Here is a 22,020-nt window from a genome sequence, read left to right on the forward strand (position 1 = left end):
CAGGGAATGCGATGATCATGGCCCATTCCGGCTCGCTCTCCGGTAGGCGCATCCGAATGCGGTTGCGGCTGCGAAGTTACCCCCAACAAGACAGAGGAGCGACGCCCATGGCCACCGTCACCCGCGAAACCGATCATCTTCGCGAGCGGATGAGCCGCTACCTGGACGAGTTCCTGGAGCGGGAGACAGCGGAGATGGCCTTCCTGGGTGAGGACCTCGACTTAATACGGCACACCCTGCTCGGTTTCGTCCGCCAGGGCGGCAAACGTCTCAGGCCCGCCTTCGTCCACTGGGGGCACCGGGCGGCGGGCGGCGAACCAGGGGACGAGGCCGTGCTCGCCGCGGGCTGCGCGGTCGAGCTCGTGCACGCGTGCGCGCTGATCCTCGACGACGTGATGGACGAGGCGGAGACCCGGCGAGGGAGGCCCGCCGTACACCTCGCGCTCGCCGAGCACCACGGCGGACGGGGCTGGCGGGGGGACGGGCGGCGCTTCGGGGAGTCGGCCGCGACCCTGTTCGGCATGCTCGCCTACACCTGGGCCGACGCGGCGCTGCTGCGCGCCGGGCCCCACCTCACCGACGCGTTCGAGGTCTTCACCCGGATGAGGACCGAGGTCGTCGGCGGCCAGTATCTCGACCTCGCCTACGCCGCCGGGGGAGCGAGCAGCCCGGTCGAGGCCGCTCGGGTCGCGACGTACAAGTCGGCCAAGTACACCATCGAGCGCCCCCTGCACCTCGGCCACGCCGTCGCGGGTGGCGACCCGAGGCGGCGCGCCCCGCTCAGCGCCTACGCCCTGCCCCTCGGGGAGGCGTTCCAGCTGCGCGACGACGTGCTCGGTGTCTTCGGCGACCCGGAGGTCACCGGCAAACCCGTCGGCGCAGACCTGCGCCAGGGCAAGCACACCTGGCTCACCGCGACGGCCAGGGAGCGGGCGGGCCGGTACGACGCCGCGCTGCTCGACGACGTCCACGACGAGGCGGACGTCGCGGCGGCCCGACGGCTGATCGTCACCACGGGAGCCCTGGAGACGGCCGAGGAACGCATCACGGACCTGGTATCCCTGGCCAGGGCGGCCCTGGACGAGGCGGACCTGCCGGCGGAGGTCGTGCGCGGGCTCGGCGAGCTGGCCGACCTGGCGACGCGGAGGCGGGCGTGAGCCCGGTCGTGGTCGTCGGCGCCGGGCTCGGCGGCCTGGCGGCGACGGTCAGGCTGGCCGCGGCGGGCAGGGACGTCACGCTCGTCGAGGCCAGGGACGTGCCTGGAGGCTGCTGCGGCTCCGTGAGCCTGGACGGCTACCGCTTCGACACAGGTCCCTCCGTGCTGACCATGCCGCAGGTGCTGGCCGACGTCTTCGCCGCGGCAGGGCACGACATGGAGAGCCTGCTGCCGCTGCGGCGTCTGGACCCCTACTACCGGCTGCGTTTCCACGACGGTTCCCACCTGGACGTGGTCGCCGGCCGGGACGCCATGACCGAACGGGTACGCGAGCTGTGCGGAGCGGCCGAGGCCGACAGGTATCTCCGTTTCAGGGCGAGGCTCGGCGAGCTCTTCACCGCGGAGTGGCACGACTTCATCGACCGTGACGTGACCCGGTTGCGGAGCCTGCTGCGCCCTCTCGCCCTGGCGAGGCTGGCCTCTCTGGGGGGTCTGCGACGCCTCGACCGGCTCGTCAAGGCCCACCTCACCGACCCCAGGCTGATCAGGGCGCACACCTTCCAGGCTCTGTACGTGGGGTTGTCCCCTCGTCAGGCCCTCGGCATCTACGCCGTGATCGCGCACATGGACACCGTCGGCGGTGTCTTCTTCCCCGCCGACGGCGGCATGCACGCCATCCCGCGGGCACTGGCCGACGTGGCGCGGAAGGCCGGGGCACGCATCAGGTACGGCACGCGGGCCGTCAGGGTCGAGACCGGCCACGACGGGGTCCGCGCGGTACGGCTCGACACCGGCGAACGCCTGCCCGCCCGGCACGTCGTGGTCGCCTGCGACCTGCCCGGCGCCCATCAGGGGCTGCTGCCGCCCGAGGCGAAGGACTGGCGTCTGCGCCGCCCCCGTTTCTCACCTTCGTGCCTGGTCATGCACTTCGGCCTCGACCGGAGGCTGGCCGACCAGGCTCACCACACGCTGCACTTCGGCAGCGACTGGGACTCCGGCTTCTCCGCCCTGCGCGCGGGCAGGCCACAGCCCGACCCCAGCCTGCTGGTCACCTACCCCGAGTCCGACTCCTCCGCCGCCCCCGAGGGCCACGCGACACTCACCGTGCTGGAGCCGACCGCGAACCTGCGTGGCGAAGGAGACTGGACCCGTCTGACCCCGTACCTGCGCGAACGTCTGCTCGGCAGACTGGCCGGCCTCGGCTACGGCGACCTTTCGCAGGACTCCCGGCTGACCTTCGACCCGCCCGCCTGGGCCGGGCTCGGCCACTCGGCGGGCACCCCTTTCGCCCTGGACCACCGCCTCACACAGACGGCCTGGTTCAGACCGGCGGGCGCGGCCGGCCGTGTCCCCGGCCTGCACTTCGCTGGAATGCACACCGCCCCCGGCGTCGGCGTGCCGCCGGTGCTGATCTCCGGCAGGCTGGCCGCGGAACGCATCCTGAGGACACCCCGATGACCCTGGCTCCTCCGGTGACGCTGACCACCAGCTACGAACTCTGCCGCAGACTCAACGCCCGCCACGGCCGCTCCTACTACCTGGCGACCCGGCTGCTGCCGGCCTGGAAACGTCCCCACGTGCACGCCCTGTACGGTTTCGCGCGCCGTGCCGACGAGATCGTGGACTCTTTCGCGATGACCGGGGACCGGGCGGCCGCGCTGGACGGGTTCGCCGTACGTACGGCCCGCGCCCTCGCGGGTGTCCCCCAGGACGATCCGGTGCTTCCGGCGTTCGCGCAGACCGTGCGCTCGTTCGGCATCGACCACGGCGACATCGAGTCCTTCCTCGCCTCGATGCGGGCCGACCTGACCGTCAGCCGCTACACCACCTACGACGACCTGCTCGGCTACATGGAGGGGTCGGCGGCGGTCGTCGGCACCATGATGCTGCCGGTTCTGGAGGCGCTGCCCGGCATGGTGGAACGGGCCCGCGAACCCGCCAGGCAGCTCGGGTTCGCCTTCCAGTTGACGAACTTCCTGCGTGACGTGTCCGAGGACCTGCGACGTGGCCGGGTCTACCTGCCGCTGGAGGACCTGGAGAGGTTCGGGGTACGGGTCGCAGACCTGGGGCGGCCCACCCCCACCCGCGCCCTGCGCGAGCTGCTGGCCTTCGAGACCGAGCGGGCCCGTGAGCACTACAGACGCGCGGCCGAGGGGATCGACCTGCTGATCCCCTCCTCCCAGCCGTGCGTCCGCGCCGCCCACGAGCTGTACGGCGAGATCCTCAGCCGTATTGAGGCGGCCCGCCACGACGTCCTCGGAGCCAGGGCGGTCGTGCCGCTGGGCCGCAGGCTGGCCGTCTTCACCCGGCACCTGTACGCGGCCTGTGTGGCGGACAGGGCCGAACGCCGGGTGGTCACCCGGAGTCCCCAAGGAGGGCGCGATGCCTGATCCGGTGGCCGTCGACGCCATGGGCGGAGACCACGGCCCAGCCGAGACGGTCGGCGGCGCGGTCGTGGCCAGCCGCGAGTACGGCGTCCCCGTCGTGCTCGTCGGCAGATCCGGGGAGATCCGCCGGCACCTGGCGCGCCACGGCGCCCTCGGGGAGATCGGCGTGGTGCACGCGGAGGAGGTGATCCCGATGGACGAGCCGGGCGCGGCGGCCACCGAGGCCGCCTCAAGCCTGAGGATCGGCTGTGAACTGGTCGGGCGGGGCGACGCCTCGGCGTTCGTGTCCTCGGGCCCGACCGGGGCCGTCGTGGCGTGCGCTGTCCGGGGCATCGGCAGGGCGCCGGGCGTGCTCAGGCCTGCCCTGGCCGTCGCCCTGCCCTCGGTGACCGGTGGCGCGACCGTGTTGATCGACGCCGGGGCGACCGCCGATCCGGTGCCGGAGATGGTCGCCCAGTTCGCGATGCTCGGCACCTCCTACGCCCGGCTGGTCCTCGGCGTGCCGGACCCGTCCGTCGGCCTGCTGTCGATCGGCTCGGAACCCGGGAAGGGGAACCGGGTGACCCGTGGGGCGGGGGAGCTGCTGTCCAGCCTGCCCCTGCGCTTCCACGGCAACGTCGAGGGACACGATGTGCTGGCCGGGACCGTGGACGTGATCGTCACCGACGGGTTCACCGGCAACATCGTGCTCAAGAACGTCGAAGGGACGGTGCGCGCGGCGCTCACCTTGGTCGCGGAGGGGGGAATCGCCACCTCCGAGGCGTTGCGTGAGGTCACCCGCCGCTATGACCCCGAAACCCACGGCGGGGCGGCGCTGCTCGGTCTGCGCGGCACCGTCGTCGTCGCGCACGGCGCGTCCGGGGCTGCGACGATCGCACGGGCCTGCGTGCTCGCCCGTGCCCTGGCGGACGGCGGCGTCACCGGCCGCCCCGGGGACTGGCCCGCCGCCGAGTCCGTTCGATGAGCCGGGCGCTCCCCTCAGGCGATGGGGTCGGCGCCGTTCCAGGTCCCCTCACTGGCGTACGGCGCGAACCGGGCGAACAACTCCTCGGAGTACCACCGCTGTGCCCTGGTTCGCTCGATCACCTCCCGATGCGCCCGTCCCCGGTAGGCGAAGTCCCGTACCGCGCCCGTGTCGCGCCACAGCGAGAACGTCGCCTGTCTGGCCAGCGGCCACTCGCCGACGCCGACGCAGGCCAGACAGCCGTCCTGGCCCAGCAGGAGACGGTCGACCCGGGGAACGGACCGGTAGAACGCCACCAGCCGGGACGGCCGGATCGACGCCCGGGTGAGTACGGCCACCGGCCCGCCGCCCGCCGCGTCGTCTCCGCCCGCCTCCGGTATGCCGGAGCCGAACGGTTCGACGCCACCCCACCTCCCACGCGAGGCCAGCGGCCTCAGCCGTACCTGCCATGCCTCCACGGCCCGCCCGCGCCAGCGCGCCACGATCGGGGAGGTCGCGAGGAAGCCGTCGAGGGCGGCCTCGTGCCGCCAGACCGCGAACAGAGCCCAGCGGCGCAGGTCCGCGCCCAGGCTCATCGACGCGCCACGGCCGGTGCCGAGCAGCCGCCAGAACACCAGCCCGTCGGTGCCCGTGAGTGAAGGCCGGTCGAAGGCCATGTGACCGGCAGCCCCCAGATCCGCATATCTGACGAGATGGAATGAGGCGATGACTCCCGGACCGCTCTGCGCGCTGGTGGCTCTCATCGGCGGCTACCTCCTGGGATCCGTGCCGGTCGCCGTACTGGTCGGGCGGACCCACGGCTTCGATCCCCGCGAGACGGGGGACCGCAACCCCGGCTTCTGGAACGTCATGCGAAGTCTCGGCTGGCGGGCCGCCGTACCCGTCTTCGCGGGCGACACCCTCAAGGGCACGCTCGCCGCAGGGCTGGCCCTGGCGGTGAGCGGCGCGCACACCACGGGGACCGGCGTGGTCGCCGGCGGCGGCGTCGTGCCGGTGTACCTGGCGGTGGCCGCCGCGATGGCCGGGCACGCATGGCCGGTGTTCGCCGGATTCAGGGGCGGCCGGTCCGTCCTCACCTTCGTCGGCGGCTTCGCCGTGATCTGCCCCCCGGCCTTCCTGCTGGGCGTCGTGGTCCTGGTCCTGACCGCCCTGACCGCGCGTTCCTTCGCGGTCGGGGCCAGGGTCGCGGTTTTCGGCCTGCCGCTCCTCCAGCTGTTCTTCACCCCGATCGGGCAGGTGGCCGCGACGGGGGCGCTGATGTGTCTCATCGGCCTTCGTTTCGGACAGGCCGCCCGGTCCTCCCACGCGGGCCGGACGGCGGACGGTACGTGAGAGCGCCCATCTCCGCGGCGGGGTAGCGGCGGCCACGCCACGAGCGCACGGGGCGCAGCGTCGCCTGCGTCAGCCGTACGGCCGTCAGCGGATCCAGCAGCGGAGAAAGCAGCACGCCGGGCCCCGGTACGGCGTAGTTGCCGCGCAACGCGCGGGCCAGCAGTGTCCGCGCGGCCAGCAGTCCCAGATCGAGACGGGTCGGCCTGCCGGAGAGCAGCCGCAGGACGGGCAGGGCGGTCGTCAGCCAGACGACCGCCAGGTCGGCGACCTGCCAGCCGGGCCCGGTGACGTCGCGCAACGGCAGCGACCTGCCCCACTCACGCCACACCCCGGCGGCGGACTCGTGCATGTCCACCTCCAGCAGCCCGCCCGCGTCCAGGAAGGCGACCGCCCAGCCGTCCGCCGCGAGGAGCCTGACCAGCGCCACGTCGTCGGTCATGTGCCCGCGCACCCTGCCGAACCCGTCCGCCTCCAGCATCGCCGTACGGCGGAAGGCCATGCACTGGCCGTTGGCCACGACCCGGTGGGGAGGCGGTGGCGTTGACGGCCCGATCGGGCCGAACCGGTAGACCAGCGTCGCCAGGAAGGAGGCGTGCAGTGCCTGCTCGGCGACCCCGTCGCAGACGAAGCGCGGACCCGCGCTGACCAGGTCGTGGTGCGCCAGGGCGGCGGCGAGCGCCCCGACCAGGCCGGGGGCGGGCCTGGTGTCCGCGTCGAGGGTCACCACGACGTCGTTGACCGCGGCCGTGACCCCCTGCCGCAGCGCCCACTGCTTGCCGACCCAGCCACGGGGCGGCGGCGTGCCCGCGACGACCCTGGCGCCAAGCCCGGCCGCCAGGGCGGCGGTGCCGTCCCGTGACTCGTCGTCCACGACGACGACCTCGGCCACCGCGGGATCGGCCAGGAGCGCCTTCAGGCAGGGACCGATGCGCTCCTCCTCGTCGCGGGCCGGTACGACCACGGAGACCGGCGTATCCGTCGTCGTGGGACTCAGCCGAGGCAGGCGGTCACGGCCGCGGGCGAGCCGCACCGCGGCGGTGACCGCGGCCGCCGCCTGGAGCACGGTCAGTGCCCTCATCGGAGTCCTCATCGGCGCGTCCGGATACGCGGACGGCGGGCGTCCTGCTTCAGGGAGAAGTCCTCCTCCACGAGCGAGGCCACGATGCGACCGCCCAGCGTCACCAGCGGCAGCCCGCCGCCGGGATGCGCGGAACCGCCGACCAGGTAGAGGCCACGTCTGGGCCCTCTGTTGCCCGGACGCCTGAAGGGCGCCAGCGGGCCGTCGTAGGCGCCGCCGTAGATAGCCCCGCCCCATGCGCCGTAACGGTCCCGCAGATCGGCGGGGGTGAACAGGTCGACGAAACGCAGCCTTCCCGACAGGTCGTGACCACGCGCGGCCAGGCGTTCCAGAACCAGGTCCCGGTAGGCGGACGGCGACATCGGCCACCGCAGCGGATCACGGGCGGGGACGTTGACCAGCATCACCCAGTTCTCCGCGCCGTCCGGTGCCTGCGACGAGTCGTCGACGGCCGAGCAGCCGACGTAGACGGTCGGATCCTCCGCGGGCCTGTGCCGCTCGAAGATGTCGGCGAACTCCCGCCGGTAGTCGGCTGAGAAGACCACCGAGTGGTGCGCCAGGCCTTCGGTCCTGCCCTCGACGCCGGCCAGCAGCAGGAACGCCGAGGACGACCTGCCGAGCCTGGCGATCCGCCGCAGCCGCCGCCGGTCAGGCAGGAGCCGCCCGTACAGCGCCGCCGCGTCGACGTTGGCGATCACCACGTCGGCCCGCTCGCGTTCTCCCGAGGCGAGCCGCACCCCCAGGACCCGCTCCGAGTCGGCGAGCACGTCGGTGACCCCGGTGCGCAGTGTCACCTCGACCCCGGCCTCCTCAAGCCGTGCCCGCAGGGCGTCCGCCAGACGGGGCAGGCCGCCACGCACGTACCAGCCTCCCTGCCCGTGTTCGAGGGCGGGGACGCATCCCAGCGCCGCCGGAGCCCGGTAGGGGTTCGCCCCCGCGTAGGTCGCGTACCGTCCCGTGTACTGCCGCAGGCGGGGATCGGTGAAGAAACGCCTGGCCAGACCGTCGAGCGTACGGCCTGGCGCGACCGCGAACAGGTCGGACAGTCGTGCTTGCGCGGGCGGCCGGTCGATCGGGCCCGCGAAGAACGTGCGGTGCGACGCCTCAAGACAGGTCCGTCCCCAGCGGTGGAAGGCCAGCCAGTTTCGGCCCTCCCCGGGCGCGAGCCGGTCGACCTCCGCGGCCATGGCGCCGGGATCACGGCGGGCCGTCAGCACCGAGCCGTCGGCGAAGCGGTAGCGGCACAGTTCCCGGGGTTCGACGAGGTCGAGGCCGAGCCCGGCGAACAGATGCGGCATGGTCAGCAGCGACGGGCCGAGGGAGAAGGCGAAGCCGTCACGCCGGTGCTCGGCCAGCTTGCCGCCGAGGCGGTCAAGCCGCTCGTACAGGCGCACCCGGTGGCCCCGCCCTGCCAGCAGAAGGGCGGAGACCATCCCGCCGACGCCGCCTCCCACCACGATCACGTCTGCCACGCGCGGCTCCTTCTTCTGACGCCCGACCAGGCGGCCACGGCGAAGCACCCCATGCAGGCCCCTCCCAGGACGGCCACCAGGGGGTCGGGCGGGGTGAAGACCACCGCGAAGCCGACCGTCTCCATCAGGGCCATCACGGTGTAGAGACCCACGAGTCCCGCGCTCGTCGTGGCGCCTGCCGCGGTGATTCCGTCGATCAGGACCATGACCAGCAGCGAGACCAGCAGCCAGCCGGCGAAGTTGCTCAGCGGGACACCGCGGTAGGGCCCGGGGACATGCCAGGTCCACAGGCCGAGCCGCGTCATCTGCGGGTCGAGGAACAGGTCCCAGGCGGTGAGCGCGCAGGCGCCGAGCACGATCCGTGTGACCCGGCCGCCCCTTGAAACCGTGGTGGCGGCCAGTGCCGTCGCGTGCGCGGCCAGTCCCATGCCGCCCCAGGCGAGAGCCACGATCACGGGCACCCCGCCCGGCTGCGGCCAAAGGACGTCGGTGTAGGCGTAGCCGCCGAACGGCAGCCCTGTTCTGACGCCGACCCACTCGGCGGCGTATCCCGCCGCGGCCGCGGCGCAGAGGGCCGCAGAGGCCCTGAACGGACCGTACGTCCCGGCGGCGAAGGCCAGGGCACAGACCGTGAGCAACAGCACGATCAGACCGGTCAGCCGGGCGGGCCGGGAGTCGAGACCGGACACGACCTGCGCCGCGACCATGACGGTCAGCAGGATCCCGCCCGTCGCATCCGGAAGGGAGGGTCTGGCGCGCGGGGCGCCCCGGGCGTCCGTCGTCGCGCCAGGACCCGGCCGTCCGCTGCTCATCTTCTCGCTGTGCCCCACGAACGGTCATTCGAGCGTTGCCCCATGGTCAGATTCACTTTGGCCTTCCGGAGTCCGTCCCTGTTCCCCACGGTGTTCCCTCCACCCGTGCCGCTCAGTGCCGCTCAGTGCCGCTCCGTGCCGTTCCGCGCGGAGCGGCGCACCGGGTGCGGGAGGGGGAACGGCGGGTGTCGCGGCCGAAACTTTTTCGGAAATCCGGGACGAGGTTATCCGCCGCCACGAATACACATCAAAGGTTGGCGCGAAATATTAAGTTAACCAATGGTTTACATGGTTTGCACTGCATGCACCTTATGTCCATTACTTGCTCATGTAAAACCAGAAATGGTTGTCCGTAAATCCGATTTGGGACTGAAAGAATAGATTATTAACTGCGCCCGCAAACCCGGGTTTCTGTCATTGCTTCTATGGGTTGAGGGTGGCCTGCAAAAAATCTGGTCCGCGTCATATTGATTCCGGTTGGTGCCTGTGGTTACGTCTGAATGTCGAACGATGGGGGATGAATTACCGCATTGTCCGAACATGGGAAAATTGTCGACAGCCCAAATCTGCCCAGGTCAAAGCCATTTTGGAGTACTGTGACGTTGTCCGGACTCTTGATAGAGGGATGTCATGAGCGAGAGCGTCTTCGGGGGAGGGGGGGTGAAGATGACGGGCTTCGGGGGAGCTCTCCCGTTCCGCCGGAGGTCGCCGCCGTGATTTCCGTATCCGCCGTTCCTTTGACCGATTTGCGGTCGTTCGAGTCTTTTTAGGTGGATGCGTGGCATGGGTATTATGTTCGAACAAGTGTCGCAACGGCGGCGAAGGTTAAATAGTTTCACGTTTCCGGCGCGCCGTCTCGTGCGCCGTTGCGCCTACCCCGTCCTTCTCGTCGCCGTCGTTTCGACAGCCGTGGTGGCCATAGGCTGCCACCTGGATTTCGGTCAGGTCAGCGCTCTTTTCCTGGCCGGCACGATCGCATACCTCGCACTGCTCGAACGGGTGGTCCCCTACGAGCGTGGCTGGCATCCCGACCGCCGCGAATGGGGCTGGTACGGTCTCTACCTCGTGCTGACGCTCGCCACCAGCAGCGTGGCGCAGTTCCTGGTGACGACCCTCGTCGGCGTCCTGGCGGTCCGGGTCCCGATGATCCCCCTGTGGGCGGAGATCCCCACGGCCCTTCTCGTCGGCTCGCTGGCCAGTTACGTGGTCCACCGGCTCGCGCACACCCGCCCCCTGTTGTGGCGCCTGCACGGTGTCCACCACGTCCCCGAGAAGGTCAACGTCGCCAACAACGGCGTCAACCACGCCTTCGACGTCCTGTTCGAGCAAGGGATCGTGCAGCTGTCGCTGGCGCTGGCCGGCTTCTCCCAGGAGGCGGTCTTCGCGGTCGGCCTGTTCGTCGTCGCGCAGGGCTACTTCGTACACGTCAACGCCGACATCCGCATCGGCCCGCTCAACTACGTCTTCGCGAGTCCAGAGCAGCACCGTCTCCATCACAGCACCGACCTGTCGGAAGCCGGTCACTACGGCTCCGACCTGTCGATCTGGGATCTCATGTTCGGCAGCTTCACATGGCGTTCCGGCCGCACACCGGTCGCCGTAGGGCTGACGGACCCCGCGTCCTTCCCCAGGACGGACGCAGTCCTTGCCACCTTCTCCCACCCCTGGCGCCGACGCCCCGCGGTTTCGTCGCCGGAGGCCGGTGGCCCGGCCGCCTGACCAGGCCGGGAACGCGCGCCGTACGGGCGCGTCCACTGTTGTCCGCTTTCCCCTCATGCTCGCGCACAGCGCCATCACACAAGGATCAATCGTGACGGACCTCAGTAATGCTACTCTCCGTGACAAGATCGCCATTATCGGTATCGGGTGTAGATTCCCCGGAGGAGCCTCCGATCACCGTACGTTCTGGCAGAACCTGATCGAGGGCAAGGACTGCATCACGCCGACACCCGCCGACCGCTACGACGTCGCGACGCTCGGCAGCCGGGACAAGACGAAGCCGGGAAGGCTCGTCGGCGGCAGGGGCGGTTACATCGACGGCTTCGACGAGTTCGACCCCGCCTTCTTCGGCATCAGTCCCCGCGAGGCCGACCACATGGACCCGCAGCAGCGCAAGCTGCTCGAGGTGGCCTGGGAGGCGCTGGAGGACGGCGGCCAGAAACCCGGTGAACTGGCCGGGACCGACGTCGGAGTGTTCGTCGGGGCCTTCACCCTGGACTACAAGATCCTGCAGTTCGCCGACCTGAGCTTCGAGACCCTGGCGGCGCACACCGCCACCGGGACCATGATGACGATGGTCTCCAACCGCATCTCCTACTGCTTCGACTTCCGCGGCCCCAGTGTCTCCCTCGACACGGCCTGCAGCTCGTCGCTGGTGGCCGTGCACCTGGCGTGCCAGAGCCTGAGCAGGGGCGAGACCAGCCTCGCGCTCGCCGGAGGCACCCTGCTGCACATGACGCCGCAGTACACCGTCGCGGAGACCAAGGGGGGCTTCCTGTCCGCCGAGGGGCGCTCGCGCACCTTCGACGCCTCGGCCAACGGCTACGTGCGCGCCGAGGGCGTCGCCGTGGTCGCCCTCAAGCGCCTTGAGGACAGCCTGCGCGACGGCGACCCGATCCACGCGGTGATCGTGGGCAGCGGGGTCAACCAGGACGGCCGTACCAACGGCATCACGGTGCCGAACCCCGACGCCCAGGTCAGGCTGATCGAGCGTGTCTGCGCCGAGGCGGGCGTCGAACCCGGCAGCCTGCAGTACATGGAGGCGCACGGCACATCGACACCGGTCGGCGACCCGATCGAGGCGGGCGCGCTCGGCCGCGCGCTGTCCATCGGCCGCAGACCCGGCGCCAAGTGCTACGTCGGCTCGGTCAAGACGAACATCGGGCACACCGAGTCGGCCGCGGGGATCGCCGGTCTGATCAAGACCACCCTGGCCCTGAAACACAGGAAGATCCCCCCGCACATCAACCTCGAACAGGTCAACCCGGCCATCGACCTGGAGTCGATGCCGTACGAGATCCCGGCGGAGCCGACCGACTGGCCCGAGCACGAGGGACCGGCGCGCGCCGGAGTGAACTCCTTCGGCTTCGGCGGCACGAACGCGCACGTCCTGCTTGAGGAGGCTCCGTCACGCCCGGCCGAGCCCGCCCCCGCGCGCGACACGGGACACGCCATCCTGCCGCTGACCGCGCGCGACCCGCAGGCCCTGCCCGAACTGGTCAGGGGCGTCAGGCAGGAGCTCGCGGCCGGTGTCTCGCCCGGCGACCTCGGCTACACGCTGGCCCGCCGCCGTCAGCACCTCGAATCACGGCTCTCCGTGGTCTACTCCTCACCCGAGTCGCTCGACGAGCGCCTGGCCGACTACCTGCGCGGCGAGCAGGGGCCGTACGTGCTGCAGGACCAGCGGCGCGAGGGACCGCGGCCCGAGCTGGTGTGGGTCTTCACCGGCATGGGCCCCCAGTGGTGGGCCATGGGCCGCCAGCTCCTTGAGAGCGAGCCGGTCTACCGCGAGGTGATCGAAGACTGCGACCGTGAGATCCGCCAGCAGGCGGGCTGGTCGCTGATCGAGGAGATGGGCGCGGCCGAGGCCGACTCCAACATGGCGGAGACCTGGCTGGCGCAGCCCGCCAACTTCGCCGTGCAGATCGGCCTGGCGGCGCTGTGGCGCTCCTACGGCGTGCACCCTGACGCCATCGTCGGGCACAGCACCGGCGAGGTCGCCGCCTTCCACGAGGCGGGCGTCTACGACCTGCGCGAGGCGGTCAGGGTCGTGCTGCACCGCAGCCGCCTGCAGCAGAAGCTGGTCGGCACCGGCACCATGCTCGCCGTGAGCCTGCCGGAGGACGAGGCGCGCAGCCGCGTCGCCCCCTACGGCGACCTGATCTCGGTCGCCGCGGTCAACAGCCCGACCGCGATCACACTGGCGGGCGAGGAGGAGGCGCTCGGCAGGTTGCAGGCCGAGCTGCAGGCCGAGCAGATCTTCGCCAAGTTCCTCACCGTGCGGGTGCCCTACCACAGCGCGCAGATGGACCTGATCAAGGACGAGCTGCTGTCCTCGCTGGCCGGGCTCGAAGGACACCCCGCGCGGGTCCCGCTCTACCTGACGGGCAAGGAGGGCCTCGCGCGCGGCCCCGAGCTGGACGCGGAGTACTGGTGGCACAACGTCCGCGACAGCGTCCGCTTCCGCGCCGCCGTCGACCGCCTCGCCGACGACGGCTACGGCCTGTTCCTTGAGATCGGGCCGCACCCGGTGCTGGGCCACTCGATCAAGGAGTGCCTGGAGGCCAAGGACGTCGAGGGCAGGACGCTGCCCTCCATCCGCCGCCAGGAGGACGAGAACGCGCGCTTCACCATGTCGCTGGCCGCCCTGCACAACCTGGGCGTCGACATCGCCTGGGACAGGCTCTACCCCTCGGGCGAGACGGTGACGCTGCCGCGCTACCCGTGGCGGCGCGACCGCTACTGGACCGAGCCCGAGCAGGTCAGGCAGGTACGGCTCGGCAGGCTCGACCACCCGCTGCTCGGCCGCCGCCTGGCCATGACCGAGCCCACCTGGGAGGTCAAGCTCGACACCGAGGCGCTGCCCTACCTCGACGACCACCGCATCCAGGGCAACGCGCTGTTCCCCGCGGCGGGCTACCTGGAGATGGCGACCCAGGCGGTGCTGGCGATGACCGGCGGCACGGAGGCGACTCTGGCCGACGTCGAGCTGCGCAAGGCGCTGTTCCTGCCCGAGGGCGAGGTCAGGACGGTCCAGCTGTCCTTCTCCTCGGAGGGGGCGTCCTTCACCGTGGCCACGGTGCCCGACGGCTCGGGCGACCGGGTCGTGCACGCGGGCGGCGTCGTGCGCGCGGGCCAGCACCGCAGGCTCAACCCGGCACTCGACATCGAGGGGATCAAGGCGCGCAGCGAACGCCACCTCCGGGGAGAGGGCTGCTACGCGGCGCTGGCGGACATGGGCTACCACTACGGCCCCGCCTTCCAGGGGATCGAGGAGGTCTGGATCGGCGGAGACGAGGCGCTCGCCCGCATCCACCCGCCCGAGGCGCTCGGCGGCGACGCGGCCAACGCGCACTTCCACCCGGCGCTGCTCGACGCCTGCTTCCAGACCCTGCTGACGCCGCTGGTCCTCAGCCACACCGAGGGGACCGGCATCCGCCTGCCGCTGTCGATCGAGGAGGTGCGCGTCCGCCCCGTCGGCGACCGGCCGCTGTGGGTGCACGCGACCGTCGTACGGCGCGGCGGCGACGAACTGGTCGGCGACATCGCCGTCCACGACGCCGACGGCGCCTCGCTCGGCCGGATCAGCGGCTTCCGCGCCGCCGACGTCGAGAAGGCCTCGACGGCGGTCGGCAGGAGCACCATCGACGGCTGGCTGGCCGAGGTGACCTGGGTCCGCAGGCCGTACAACGAGCCCGCGGCCGAAAGCGGCGAGGGCGCGGCGGAGAACGCCGGTGAGACCACGCGGGACTGGCTGATCCTCGCCGACTCGCGAGGGGTCGCCGACGAGCTCGCGGGCCTGCTGCGCGCCCGGGGCATTCGCTGCCACCTGGTCCGCCCCTCGGGGGTCTACCGTCTTGAGGACGCCGACGGCGAGTCCGCGGTCGTCCCCGGCTCCGCCGACGACCTCGCCCTTCTGTTCGACGGCCTGGAGGCGAGCGGCACGTCGTTCGGCACCGTCGCGCACCTGTGGAACCTCGACCTGCCGTCGATCGAGGAGACCGACCGCGACTCACTCGCCGGGCACAACGGCCTCGGCGCCTACTCGCTGGTCGCGCTGGCCCAGACGCTTCCCGCGGGGCAGGACGACAGCAGGCTGCACGTCGTCACCCGGGGCGCGCAGGCCGTCACCGCGGACGAGGCGGCCGAGCCGCTCGGCGCTCCCGCGTGGGGCGTCACCCGGGTGCTGCGCCACCAGGAGCTGACCGCCTGGCGCGGCAAGCTCGTCGACCTCGACCCCGCGGGCGGGGACGTCAAGGCCGAGGCCGAGGCGTTGCTGCGTGAGCTGCTGACCGACGACGAGGAAGAGATCGCCCTGCGCGGCGGCGAACGCCACACCAGCAGGCTCGCGCAGGCCGCGGACCTGACCAGCCCGCTCCCGCTGCGGCTGCGCGCCGACGGCGGCTACCTGGTGACCGGCGCGTTCGGCGCGCTCGGCAGGCTGATGTGCCGCACGCTCGTCGCGCGGGGCGCCCGCAGGCTGATCCTCGTCGGCCGCACCCGGCTGCCGGAACGAGACCGATGGCGCGAGACGGACCCGGACACCACCGCGGGCCGCAACGTGCGCTTCGTCAAGGAGCTTGAGGCGCTCGGCACCCAGGTGATCCTGGCGCCGCTCGACATCACCGACGAGGCGGCCCTGACCGCCTGGCTCGACGACTACCGGCGCAACGACTCCCCGCCCATCCGCGGCGTGTTCCACCTCGCGGGCCACGTCCGCGACACGCTCGTCCCCGAGATGGACCGGCAGGCCTTCGACGCCGTCCACGGCCCCAAGGTCGCGGGCGCCTTCCTGCTCCACCGCCACCTGCGGGACGAACCGCTTGAGCACTTCGTGCTGTTCGCCTCGATCGCCTCGCTGCTGACGACCGCGGGCCAGACGAACTACGCGGCGGGCAACGCCTTCCTGGACGCGCTGGCGCACCACAGGCGCGCCAAGGGGCTGCCCGCGCTGAGCCTCGACTGGGGCCCCTGGGCCACCGGCATGATCGAGGAACTCGGCCTGATCGACCACTACCGCAACAGCCGGGGGATGAGCTCGCTGCCACCCGACGCGGGCATGGCGGTGCTCGAACGCGTCATCGGCCAGGACAAGGCCCAGCTGCTGGTCGCGACCGTCGTCGACTGGCCGGTCTTCATGGCCTGGTACGACTCGCCGCCGCTGCTGGTGACCGAGCTGGCCGCGGCCGCGGACACCTCCTCGCCCGCGGAGAGCGGGGGCTTCCTCGACACCTTCCGCGAGGCCGACGAGGACAAGCGCAGGCTCCTGGTGACCGAGCGGTTCACCGCGCTGGTCGCGGGCGTGCTGCGGGTGCGGGCGGAGCAGGTCGAGCCCGAGGTCAGCCTCAACACCCTGGGACTGGACTCCCTGCTCGCGATGGAGGTGCGGGCCCGGGTCCAGGCCGACCTCAAGGTCGCGCTGCCGGTGGTCGCCCTGCTCAGCGGCACCTCCGTCGCAGACCTGGTCACCCAGCTGCACGACGGCCTGGCCGCCCTGGTCGCCGCGGACGCGGACGACGACGGCGCCGACGCCGCGGTCGAGGTGTACCTGGACGAGAACCAGTACCCCCTGACCCAGAACCAGAAGGCGCTGTGGTTCCTCAAGCAGCTCAACCCCGACGGCTTCGCCTACAACATCGGCGGCGCGGTCGAGGTGCGGGTCGAGCTCGACCCCGAGCTGATGTTCGACGCCGTCCGCGCGCTGATCCGGCGCCACCCCATCCTGCGCGGCAACTTCGTCCTGCAGGACGGGCAGGCGCTGCAGCGGATCTCCGCCGAGGCCAGGGAGGACCTCGCCCTGTTCGACGTGCAGGACGAGGAGTGGGACGACATCTACCAGATGATCATCCGTGAGTACCGCAGGCCGTACGACCTGGAACGGGACCCGCTCGTCCGCTTCCGCCTGTTCAAGCGGGGTGAGGACCGCTGGGTGATCATGAAGGCGGTCCACCACATCATCTCCGACGCCATCTCGACCTTCACCTTCATCGAGGAACTGCTGGCCATCTACGAGGGTCTGCGCCGGGGCGAGCAGGTCGAGCTGCCGCCGCTGACGGCCACCTACCTCGACTTCCTCAACTGGCAGAACCGCTTCCTGGCCAGTCCTGACGCGCGGCGGATGCTCGACTACTGGCGCGGGCACCTGCCGGCCGAGGTGCCGCTGCTCAGCCTGCCCGTCGACAAGCCCCGCCCGGCCGTGCAGACCAACAACGGCGCCTCCGAGTTCTTCGTGCTCGACGCCGACCTCAGCGCCCGCGTCCACGCGCTGGCCCGTGAGAACAAGATGACCGTGTTCATGGTGCTGCTGAGCGCCTACTACCTGCTGCTGCACCGCTACTCGGGACAGGACGACATCATCGTCGGCAGCCCGGTGACGGGCCGCACCCAGGAGGAGTTCGCCTCCCTGTACGGCTACTTCGTCAATCCGCTGCCGCTGCACGTCAGCCTCGCCGGTGAGCCGTCGGTCTCCGAGCTGCTGGCGCAGGTCCACACCACGGTGCTCAACGGCCTGGACAACCAGGAGTACCCGTTCGTGCTGCTGGTGGACAAGCTCGGCCTGCAGCACGACCCCAGCCGCTCGGCGGTGTTCCAGGCGATGTTCATCCTGCTCGCCCACAAGGTCGCCACCGAGAAGTACGGCTACCGCCTGGAGTACATCGAGCTGCCCGAGGAGGAGGGGCAGTTCGACCTGACGCTCTCGGCCTACGAGGACGAGGCCGAGCAGCGCTTCCACTGCGTGTTCAAGTACAACACCGACCTGTTCCTGCCCGAGACGGCACGGCGCCTGGCCTCGCACTACGTCAACCTGCTCGACGCGCTGACCCGCGCCTCCTCGGCGCAGCCCGCGACCCGCCTCGAACTGCTCGCCGCCGACGAGCGCGAGCGGGTCCTGGAGACCTGGAGCGGTGCCAGGCGCAGGACGCTGCACGAGACCCCCGTGCACGAGCTGATCAGCAGGGCCGCCGCCAGGAACCCCGGCGCGGTCGCGGTCACGGCCCCCTCGGAGACGGGCGAGACCGTCCGGCTGACCTACGCCGAGCTTGAGGAGCGGTCCAGGGCGCTGGCGGGCAGGCTGCGCGGCCTGGGCGTGCGTGAGGGCGCGGTGGTCGCGCTGTGCCTGGACAAGTCCCCCGACCTGATCGTCACCCTGCTGGCGGTGCTGCGGGCCGGTGGAGCCTACCTGCCGCTCGACCCCGACTACCCCGCCGAGCGCCTGGCCTACATGGTGCGCAACGCGGGCGCCGCGCTCGCCGTCGTCGACGAGTCGGGCCGGGAGAGCCTGGCCGGGGCGGCGGGGATGACGCTGACCCTGGAGGAACTGCACCGGGACACCGCGGAGGCGCGGGACGACGAGCCGGAGCCCGAGGTCGGGCTCGACGACCTCGCCTACGTCATCTACACCTCGGGATCGACCGGCAGGCCGAAGGCCGTGCAGGTCACCCACCGCAACCTGGCCTCCGTCAACGCCGCCTGGCGGGAGGCCTACCGCCTGGACGAGGACGTCCGGGTGCACCTGCAGATGGCGAGCTTCTCCTTCGACGTCTTCACCGGTGACCTGGTCCGCGCGCTGTGCTCCGGCGGCAACCTGGTCCTGGTCCGCCGTGAGCTGCTGTTCGACACCGCGCGGCTGTACCGGACGATGCTGGAGGAGAAGGTCGACTGCGGCGAGTTCGTGCCCGCGATCGTCCGTGGCCTGACGGCCTACTGCGAGCGGGAGGGCGAGCGCCTGGACTTCATGCGCCTGCTGATCGTCGGCTCCGACGCCTGGAAGGTCGAGGAGTACCGGCGCCTGCACGCCCTGTGCGGCTCGCGGACCCGCCTGGTCAACTCCTACGGCCTCAGCGAGGCCACCATCGACAGCGCCTACTTCGAGGGCCCGGCCGACGAGCTCGACCCCAGCCAGATGGTGCCGATCGGGCGGCCCTTCCCCAACAGCGCGCTGTACATCCTCGACGAGCACGGCGAGCCGGTGCCGCCCGGCGTCCCCGGTGAGCTGTGGGTCGGCGGCGAGGGCGTCGCGACCGGTTACCTCGGCGACCCCGAGCAGACCGCGCAGCGCTTCGTCACCGTGACCCTCGGCCGCGGGGACGGGGCCGAACCGTTACGGCTCTACCGCACCGGCGACCTGGCGAGCTGGGACGCCCACGGCGACGTGCGGCTCCTCGGGCGCGTCGACGCGCAGATCAAGGTGCGCGGCCACCGCATCGAGATCGGCGAGATCGAGACGCGGCTCGCCGCCTGGCCGACGCTGGCGCAGGCGGTGGTCACGGTCGTCGCGGACGCGCGCGGCGAGAACGCGCTGTGCGCCTACTGCGTGCCCGCCCAGGGCGAGTCCCTGGACTGGCGCGAGCTGCGCAGGCACCTGGCCGGGTACCTCCCGACCTTCATGGTCCCGTCGTACTTCGTCGAGCTGCCCGAGCTGCCGCTGACGCCCAACGGCAAGGTCGACGTCGCGGCGCTGCCCGCGCCCGAGGCGGACACCGGGGAGCGGGCCTACGAGGCGCCGGTGACGCTGTACGAGATGCGCATGGCCGAGCACTGGAAGGCGCTCCTCGGCCTTGAGCAGGTCGGCCTGCAGCACGACTTCTTCGAGGTCGGCGGCAGCTCGATCAAGCTGATCGAGCTCATCTACCGGCTCCAGGGCGAGTTCAACATCACGATCCCGGTCAGCCACCTGTTCAAGGTCACGACCCTGCACGGCATGGCCAAGACGGTCGAGCACATCATCACCGGCAGGCTGGGCGGCGCGCAGCCGTACCTGTGGTTCAACCCCGACCAGGACCGGACGATCTTCTGCTTCCCGCCCGCCGGCGGCCACGGCCTGGTCTACCGGCAGCTGGCGGCGCACCTGCCCGAGTACCGGTTCGTCGCGTTCAACTACGTGGCGGGGGACGACAAGGTCACCCACTACGCCGACCTGATCGAGTCCCTGAGGCCCGAGGGCCCCTGCGACCTGTTCGGCTACTCGCTCGGCGGCAACCTCGCCTTCGAGGTGGCCAAGGTGCTCCAGAGCCGGGGGCGCGAGGTGCCGAACGTGGTCATCATGGACTCCTACCGCATCTCCGAGTCCTTCGAGCTCGGGGAGGAGCACCTCGCGATCTTCGAGCGTGAGCTGAGCGAGCACCTGCTCAGGCACACCGGCTCGGAGATCGTGGCCGAGGAGACGCTCGGCCAGGCCAGGGAGTACATCGACTTCTCCAGCCGCACTCCGAACCTCGGAGTGGTCTCCGCCGCGGTCAGTGTGATCTCCGACGAGGAGAAGGTCTCCTTCTACGCCGCCGCCGAGAGCGGCACCTGGCACGGCAGCTCAGAGGCCCGCACCGAGGTCTTCCGCGGTTCGGGCACGCACGCCGAGATGCTCGGCCAGGACCACATCGCACGCAACGCGGACCTGGTCCGCGAGATCCTCGCGGGAGGCGCCACCCATGCCGGCTGAGACCGAACAGGACTGGAGCGTCCGCGAACGACCTCCAGGAGGCAGGCCCCGGGTCCTCGTCATCGGCGGGGGCGTCGCGGGCATGGCCACCGGCTGCTACGCGCAGATGAGCGGGATGGAGACCCGCGTCCTCGAAAGGCACGTCCTGCCGGGGGGCTGCTGCACCGCCTGGGCGCGTGACGGTTACGTCTTCGACTACTGCATCGAATGGCTGATCGGCACCGCCCCGGGCAACAACGCCAACCAGGTGTGGCGGGAGCTCGGCGCGCTCGACGGCAAGACGATCACCAACTTCGAGATGTTCAACAAGGTCACCGACGAGACCGGAAGGTCGGTGACGTTCTACAACGACCCGGACCGCCTGGAGCGGCACCTGCTGGAGGTCTCTCCGGCAGACGCCGCCCTGATCCGGTCGTTCTGCCGTGACCTGCGGCGCTTCGTGAACATCGACCTGTACCCGTTCCTGAAGCCGCCGCCGCTGCAGACGGCGCGGGAGAAGCTCGGCACGCTGCGGACGGTCCTGCCCGCCTTCCGGCTGTTCTGGCGCACCGCGGCGACGCAGATGCACACCTTCGCCGACAGGTTCCAGGACCCGCTGCTGCGCCGGGCCTTCCGCAACATCTTCTTCCAGGACCCGGAGAGCTTCCCGGTGCTGCCGTACCTGTTCAACATGGCCAGCGCCCACAACGGCAACGCCGGATTCCCGCAGGGAGGGTCGCTGGGGCTGGCCCGCTCCATCGAGGAGCGCTACACCTCGCTGGGCGGCACGATCAGCTACCGGGCGAGGGTGGACAGGATCCTGGTCGAGGACGGGCGCGCGGTCGGGGTCGAGATGCGGGGCGGCAAGCGGTACTACGCCGACCACGTCGTCTCGGCCTGCGACGGCCACACCACCGTGTACGGCCTGCTGGAGGGCAAGTACACCAGCCCGAGGATCGAGAAGCTCTACGACGAGATGCTGAACCGCCCCGGCATCCTGTTCCCCGCGGTGGTCTCGGCCTTCGTCGGCATCGACGGCGACTTCGAGCCCGGCGACGCGCACAGCACCACCTACCTGCTGCCCGAGGAGGAAGGGGCCAGGCTGCCCGGCGCGCTGCAGAGCAGCCTGGTCGTGCAGCTGCGCTCGCGCTACTCCGAGGGGTTCGCGCCGCAGGGCAAGTCGGTGATCCACTGCACCTACTTCAGTGACTTCGGCTACTGGAGGACGCTGCGCACGGAGAACCGCAAGGAGTACTGGGCGCGTAAGCGGCAGGTCGCCGACTTCGTCCGGGACTTCCTGGAGCGGCGCTATCCGGGGCTCGGTGAGCGCATCGACCTGGTCGACGTGGCCTCGCCCGCGACGACCAGGCGCTACACCGGCAACTTCAACGGAAGCATCCTCGCCTGGAAGGCCTTCTCCGACGCCGACGACCTCGCGACCAAGCTGGTCAACGAGGACCGTATGCGGCTGCCGGGGCTGCGCGGCTTCTCCATGGCCGGTCAGTGGGTCGGCATGGGCGGCCTGATCCGCGCCGCCTCGACCGGGCGTTTCGTCGTGCAGTACCTGTGCGAGGAGCTGGGGATGGAGTTCAAGGCCTGGGAGAGCGACAACGACGAGGCCTGGCACCCGGGGAAGTTCGGCCACATGCCACAGCTCGACAAGCGGCTCGTGCGATAGGTGGCGA

12 protein-coding genes are annotated in these 22,020 nt (G+C 71.1%); 8 read left to right on the top strand and 4 right to left on the bottom strand.

The genetic code is table 11. The features are described from left to right. Positions 1 to 107 precede the first annotated feature (107 nt). Genes ABZ463_RS02525 through plsX form a run of 4 tightly spaced genes read left to right on the top strand, consistent with a single transcriptional unit; the run spans position 108 to position 4,507 of the window. Positions 108 to 1,157 carry a polyprenyl synthetase family protein gene (locus ABZ463_RS02525; RefSeq protein WP_362772166.1) on the top strand — a complete coding sequence of 350 codons (1,050 nt, stop codon included), beginning with the start codon at positions 108 to 110 and terminating at the stop codon, positions 1,155 to 1,157. Beyond that, positions 1,154 to 2,614 (top strand): phytoene desaturase family protein, encoded by a 1,461-nt coding sequence (crtI, locus tag ABZ463_RS02530; RefSeq protein WP_362772168.1) that lies wholly within the window; start codon positions 1,154 to 1,156, stop codon positions 2,612 to 2,614. Before ABZ463_RS02525 ends, crtI (ABZ463_RS02530) begins: the two co-directional genes overlap by 4 nt. Beyond that, positions 2,611 to 3,546 (top strand): phytoene/squalene synthase family protein, encoded by a 936-nt coding sequence (locus ABZ463_RS02535; protein WP_362772170.1) that lies wholly within the window; start codon positions 2,611 to 2,613, stop codon positions 3,544 to 3,546. The genes crtI (ABZ463_RS02530) and ABZ463_RS02535 overlap by 4 nt, the downstream gene beginning before the upstream one ends. Beyond that, complete coding sequence (plsX, locus tag ABZ463_RS02540) at positions 3,539 to 4,507, top strand: phosphate acyltransferase PlsX (RefSeq protein ID WP_362772172.1); 969 nt, start codon at positions 3,539 to 3,541, stop codon at positions 4,505 to 4,507. Before ABZ463_RS02535 ends, plsX begins: the two co-directional genes overlap by 8 nt. A gap of 14 nt (positions 4,508 to 4,521) precedes the next feature. Here the strand turns inward: plsX and ABZ463_RS02545 are convergent, their stop codons facing one another. After that, positions 4,522 to 5,163, bottom strand: coding sequence for a spheroidene monooxygenase (locus ABZ463_RS02545; protein WP_352012598.1), 642 nt, complete (start codon positions 5,161 to 5,163; stop codon positions 4,522 to 4,524). A 49-nt stretch (positions 5,164 to 5,212) separates the two neighbouring features. On the opposite strand from ABZ463_RS02545, the gene ABZ463_RS02550 reads away from it, so the two are divergent. Next, positions 5,213 to 5,839, top strand: a complete 627-nt coding sequence (locus ABZ463_RS02550; protein WP_362772174.1) for a glycerol-3-phosphate acyltransferase — start codon at positions 5,213 to 5,215, stop codon at positions 5,837 to 5,839. Here ABZ463_RS02550 and ABZ463_RS02555 read toward each other — a convergent pair. From ABZ463_RS02555 to ABZ463_RS02565, 3 genes are read right to left on the bottom strand one after another with little or no spacing between them, the layout of a single operon-like run. Then, positions 5,772 to 6,917 (bottom strand): glycosyltransferase, encoded by a 1,146-nt coding sequence (locus ABZ463_RS02555; protein ID WP_362772176.1) that lies wholly within the window; start codon positions 6,915 to 6,917, stop codon positions 5,772 to 5,774. The genes ABZ463_RS02550 and ABZ463_RS02555 overlap by 68 nt on opposite strands. 8 nt (positions 6,918 to 6,925) lie before the next feature. Next, positions 6,926 to 8,389 carry a phytoene desaturase family protein gene (crtI, locus tag ABZ463_RS02560; RefSeq protein WP_362772178.1) on the bottom strand — a complete coding sequence of 488 codons (1,464 nt, stop codon included), beginning with the start codon at positions 8,387 to 8,389 and terminating at the stop codon, positions 6,926 to 6,928. Beyond that, positions 8,377 to 9,201 carry a carotenoid biosynthesis protein gene (locus ABZ463_RS02565; RefSeq protein ID WP_362772180.1) on the bottom strand — a complete coding sequence of 275 codons (825 nt, stop codon included), beginning with the start codon at positions 9,199 to 9,201 and terminating at the stop codon, positions 8,377 to 8,379. The genes crtI (ABZ463_RS02560) and ABZ463_RS02565 overlap by 13 nt, the downstream gene beginning before the upstream one ends. A gap of 909 nt (positions 9,202 to 10,110) precedes the next feature. On the opposite strand from ABZ463_RS02565, the gene ABZ463_RS02570 reads away from it, so the two are divergent. From ABZ463_RS02570 to ABZ463_RS02580, 3 genes are all read left to right on the top strand, one after another. After that, complete coding sequence (locus ABZ463_RS02570; RefSeq protein WP_362772182.1) at positions 10,111 to 10,920, top strand: sterol desaturase family protein; 810 nt, start codon at positions 10,111 to 10,113, stop codon at positions 10,918 to 10,920. A gap of 91 nt (positions 10,921 to 11,011) precedes the next feature. After that, positions 11,012 to 20,356, top strand: a complete 9,345-nt coding sequence (locus ABZ463_RS02575) for an amino acid adenylation domain-containing protein (RefSeq protein ID WP_362772184.1) — start codon at positions 11,012 to 11,014, stop codon at positions 20,354 to 20,356. Beyond that, positions 20,346 to 22,013, top strand: coding sequence for an NAD(P)/FAD-dependent oxidoreductase (locus tag ABZ463_RS02580; protein ID WP_352012591.1), 1,668 nt, complete (start codon positions 20,346 to 20,348; stop codon positions 22,011 to 22,013). The genes ABZ463_RS02575 and ABZ463_RS02580 overlap by 11 nt, the downstream gene beginning before the upstream one ends. Positions 22,014 to 22,020: the final 7 nt, after the last annotated feature.

The organism is Streptosporangium sp. NPDC020145 (genome assembly GCF_040631275.1).
Taxonomy (GTDB): domain Bacteria; phylum Actinomycetota; class Actinomycetes; order Streptosporangiales; family Streptosporangiaceae; genus Streptosporangium.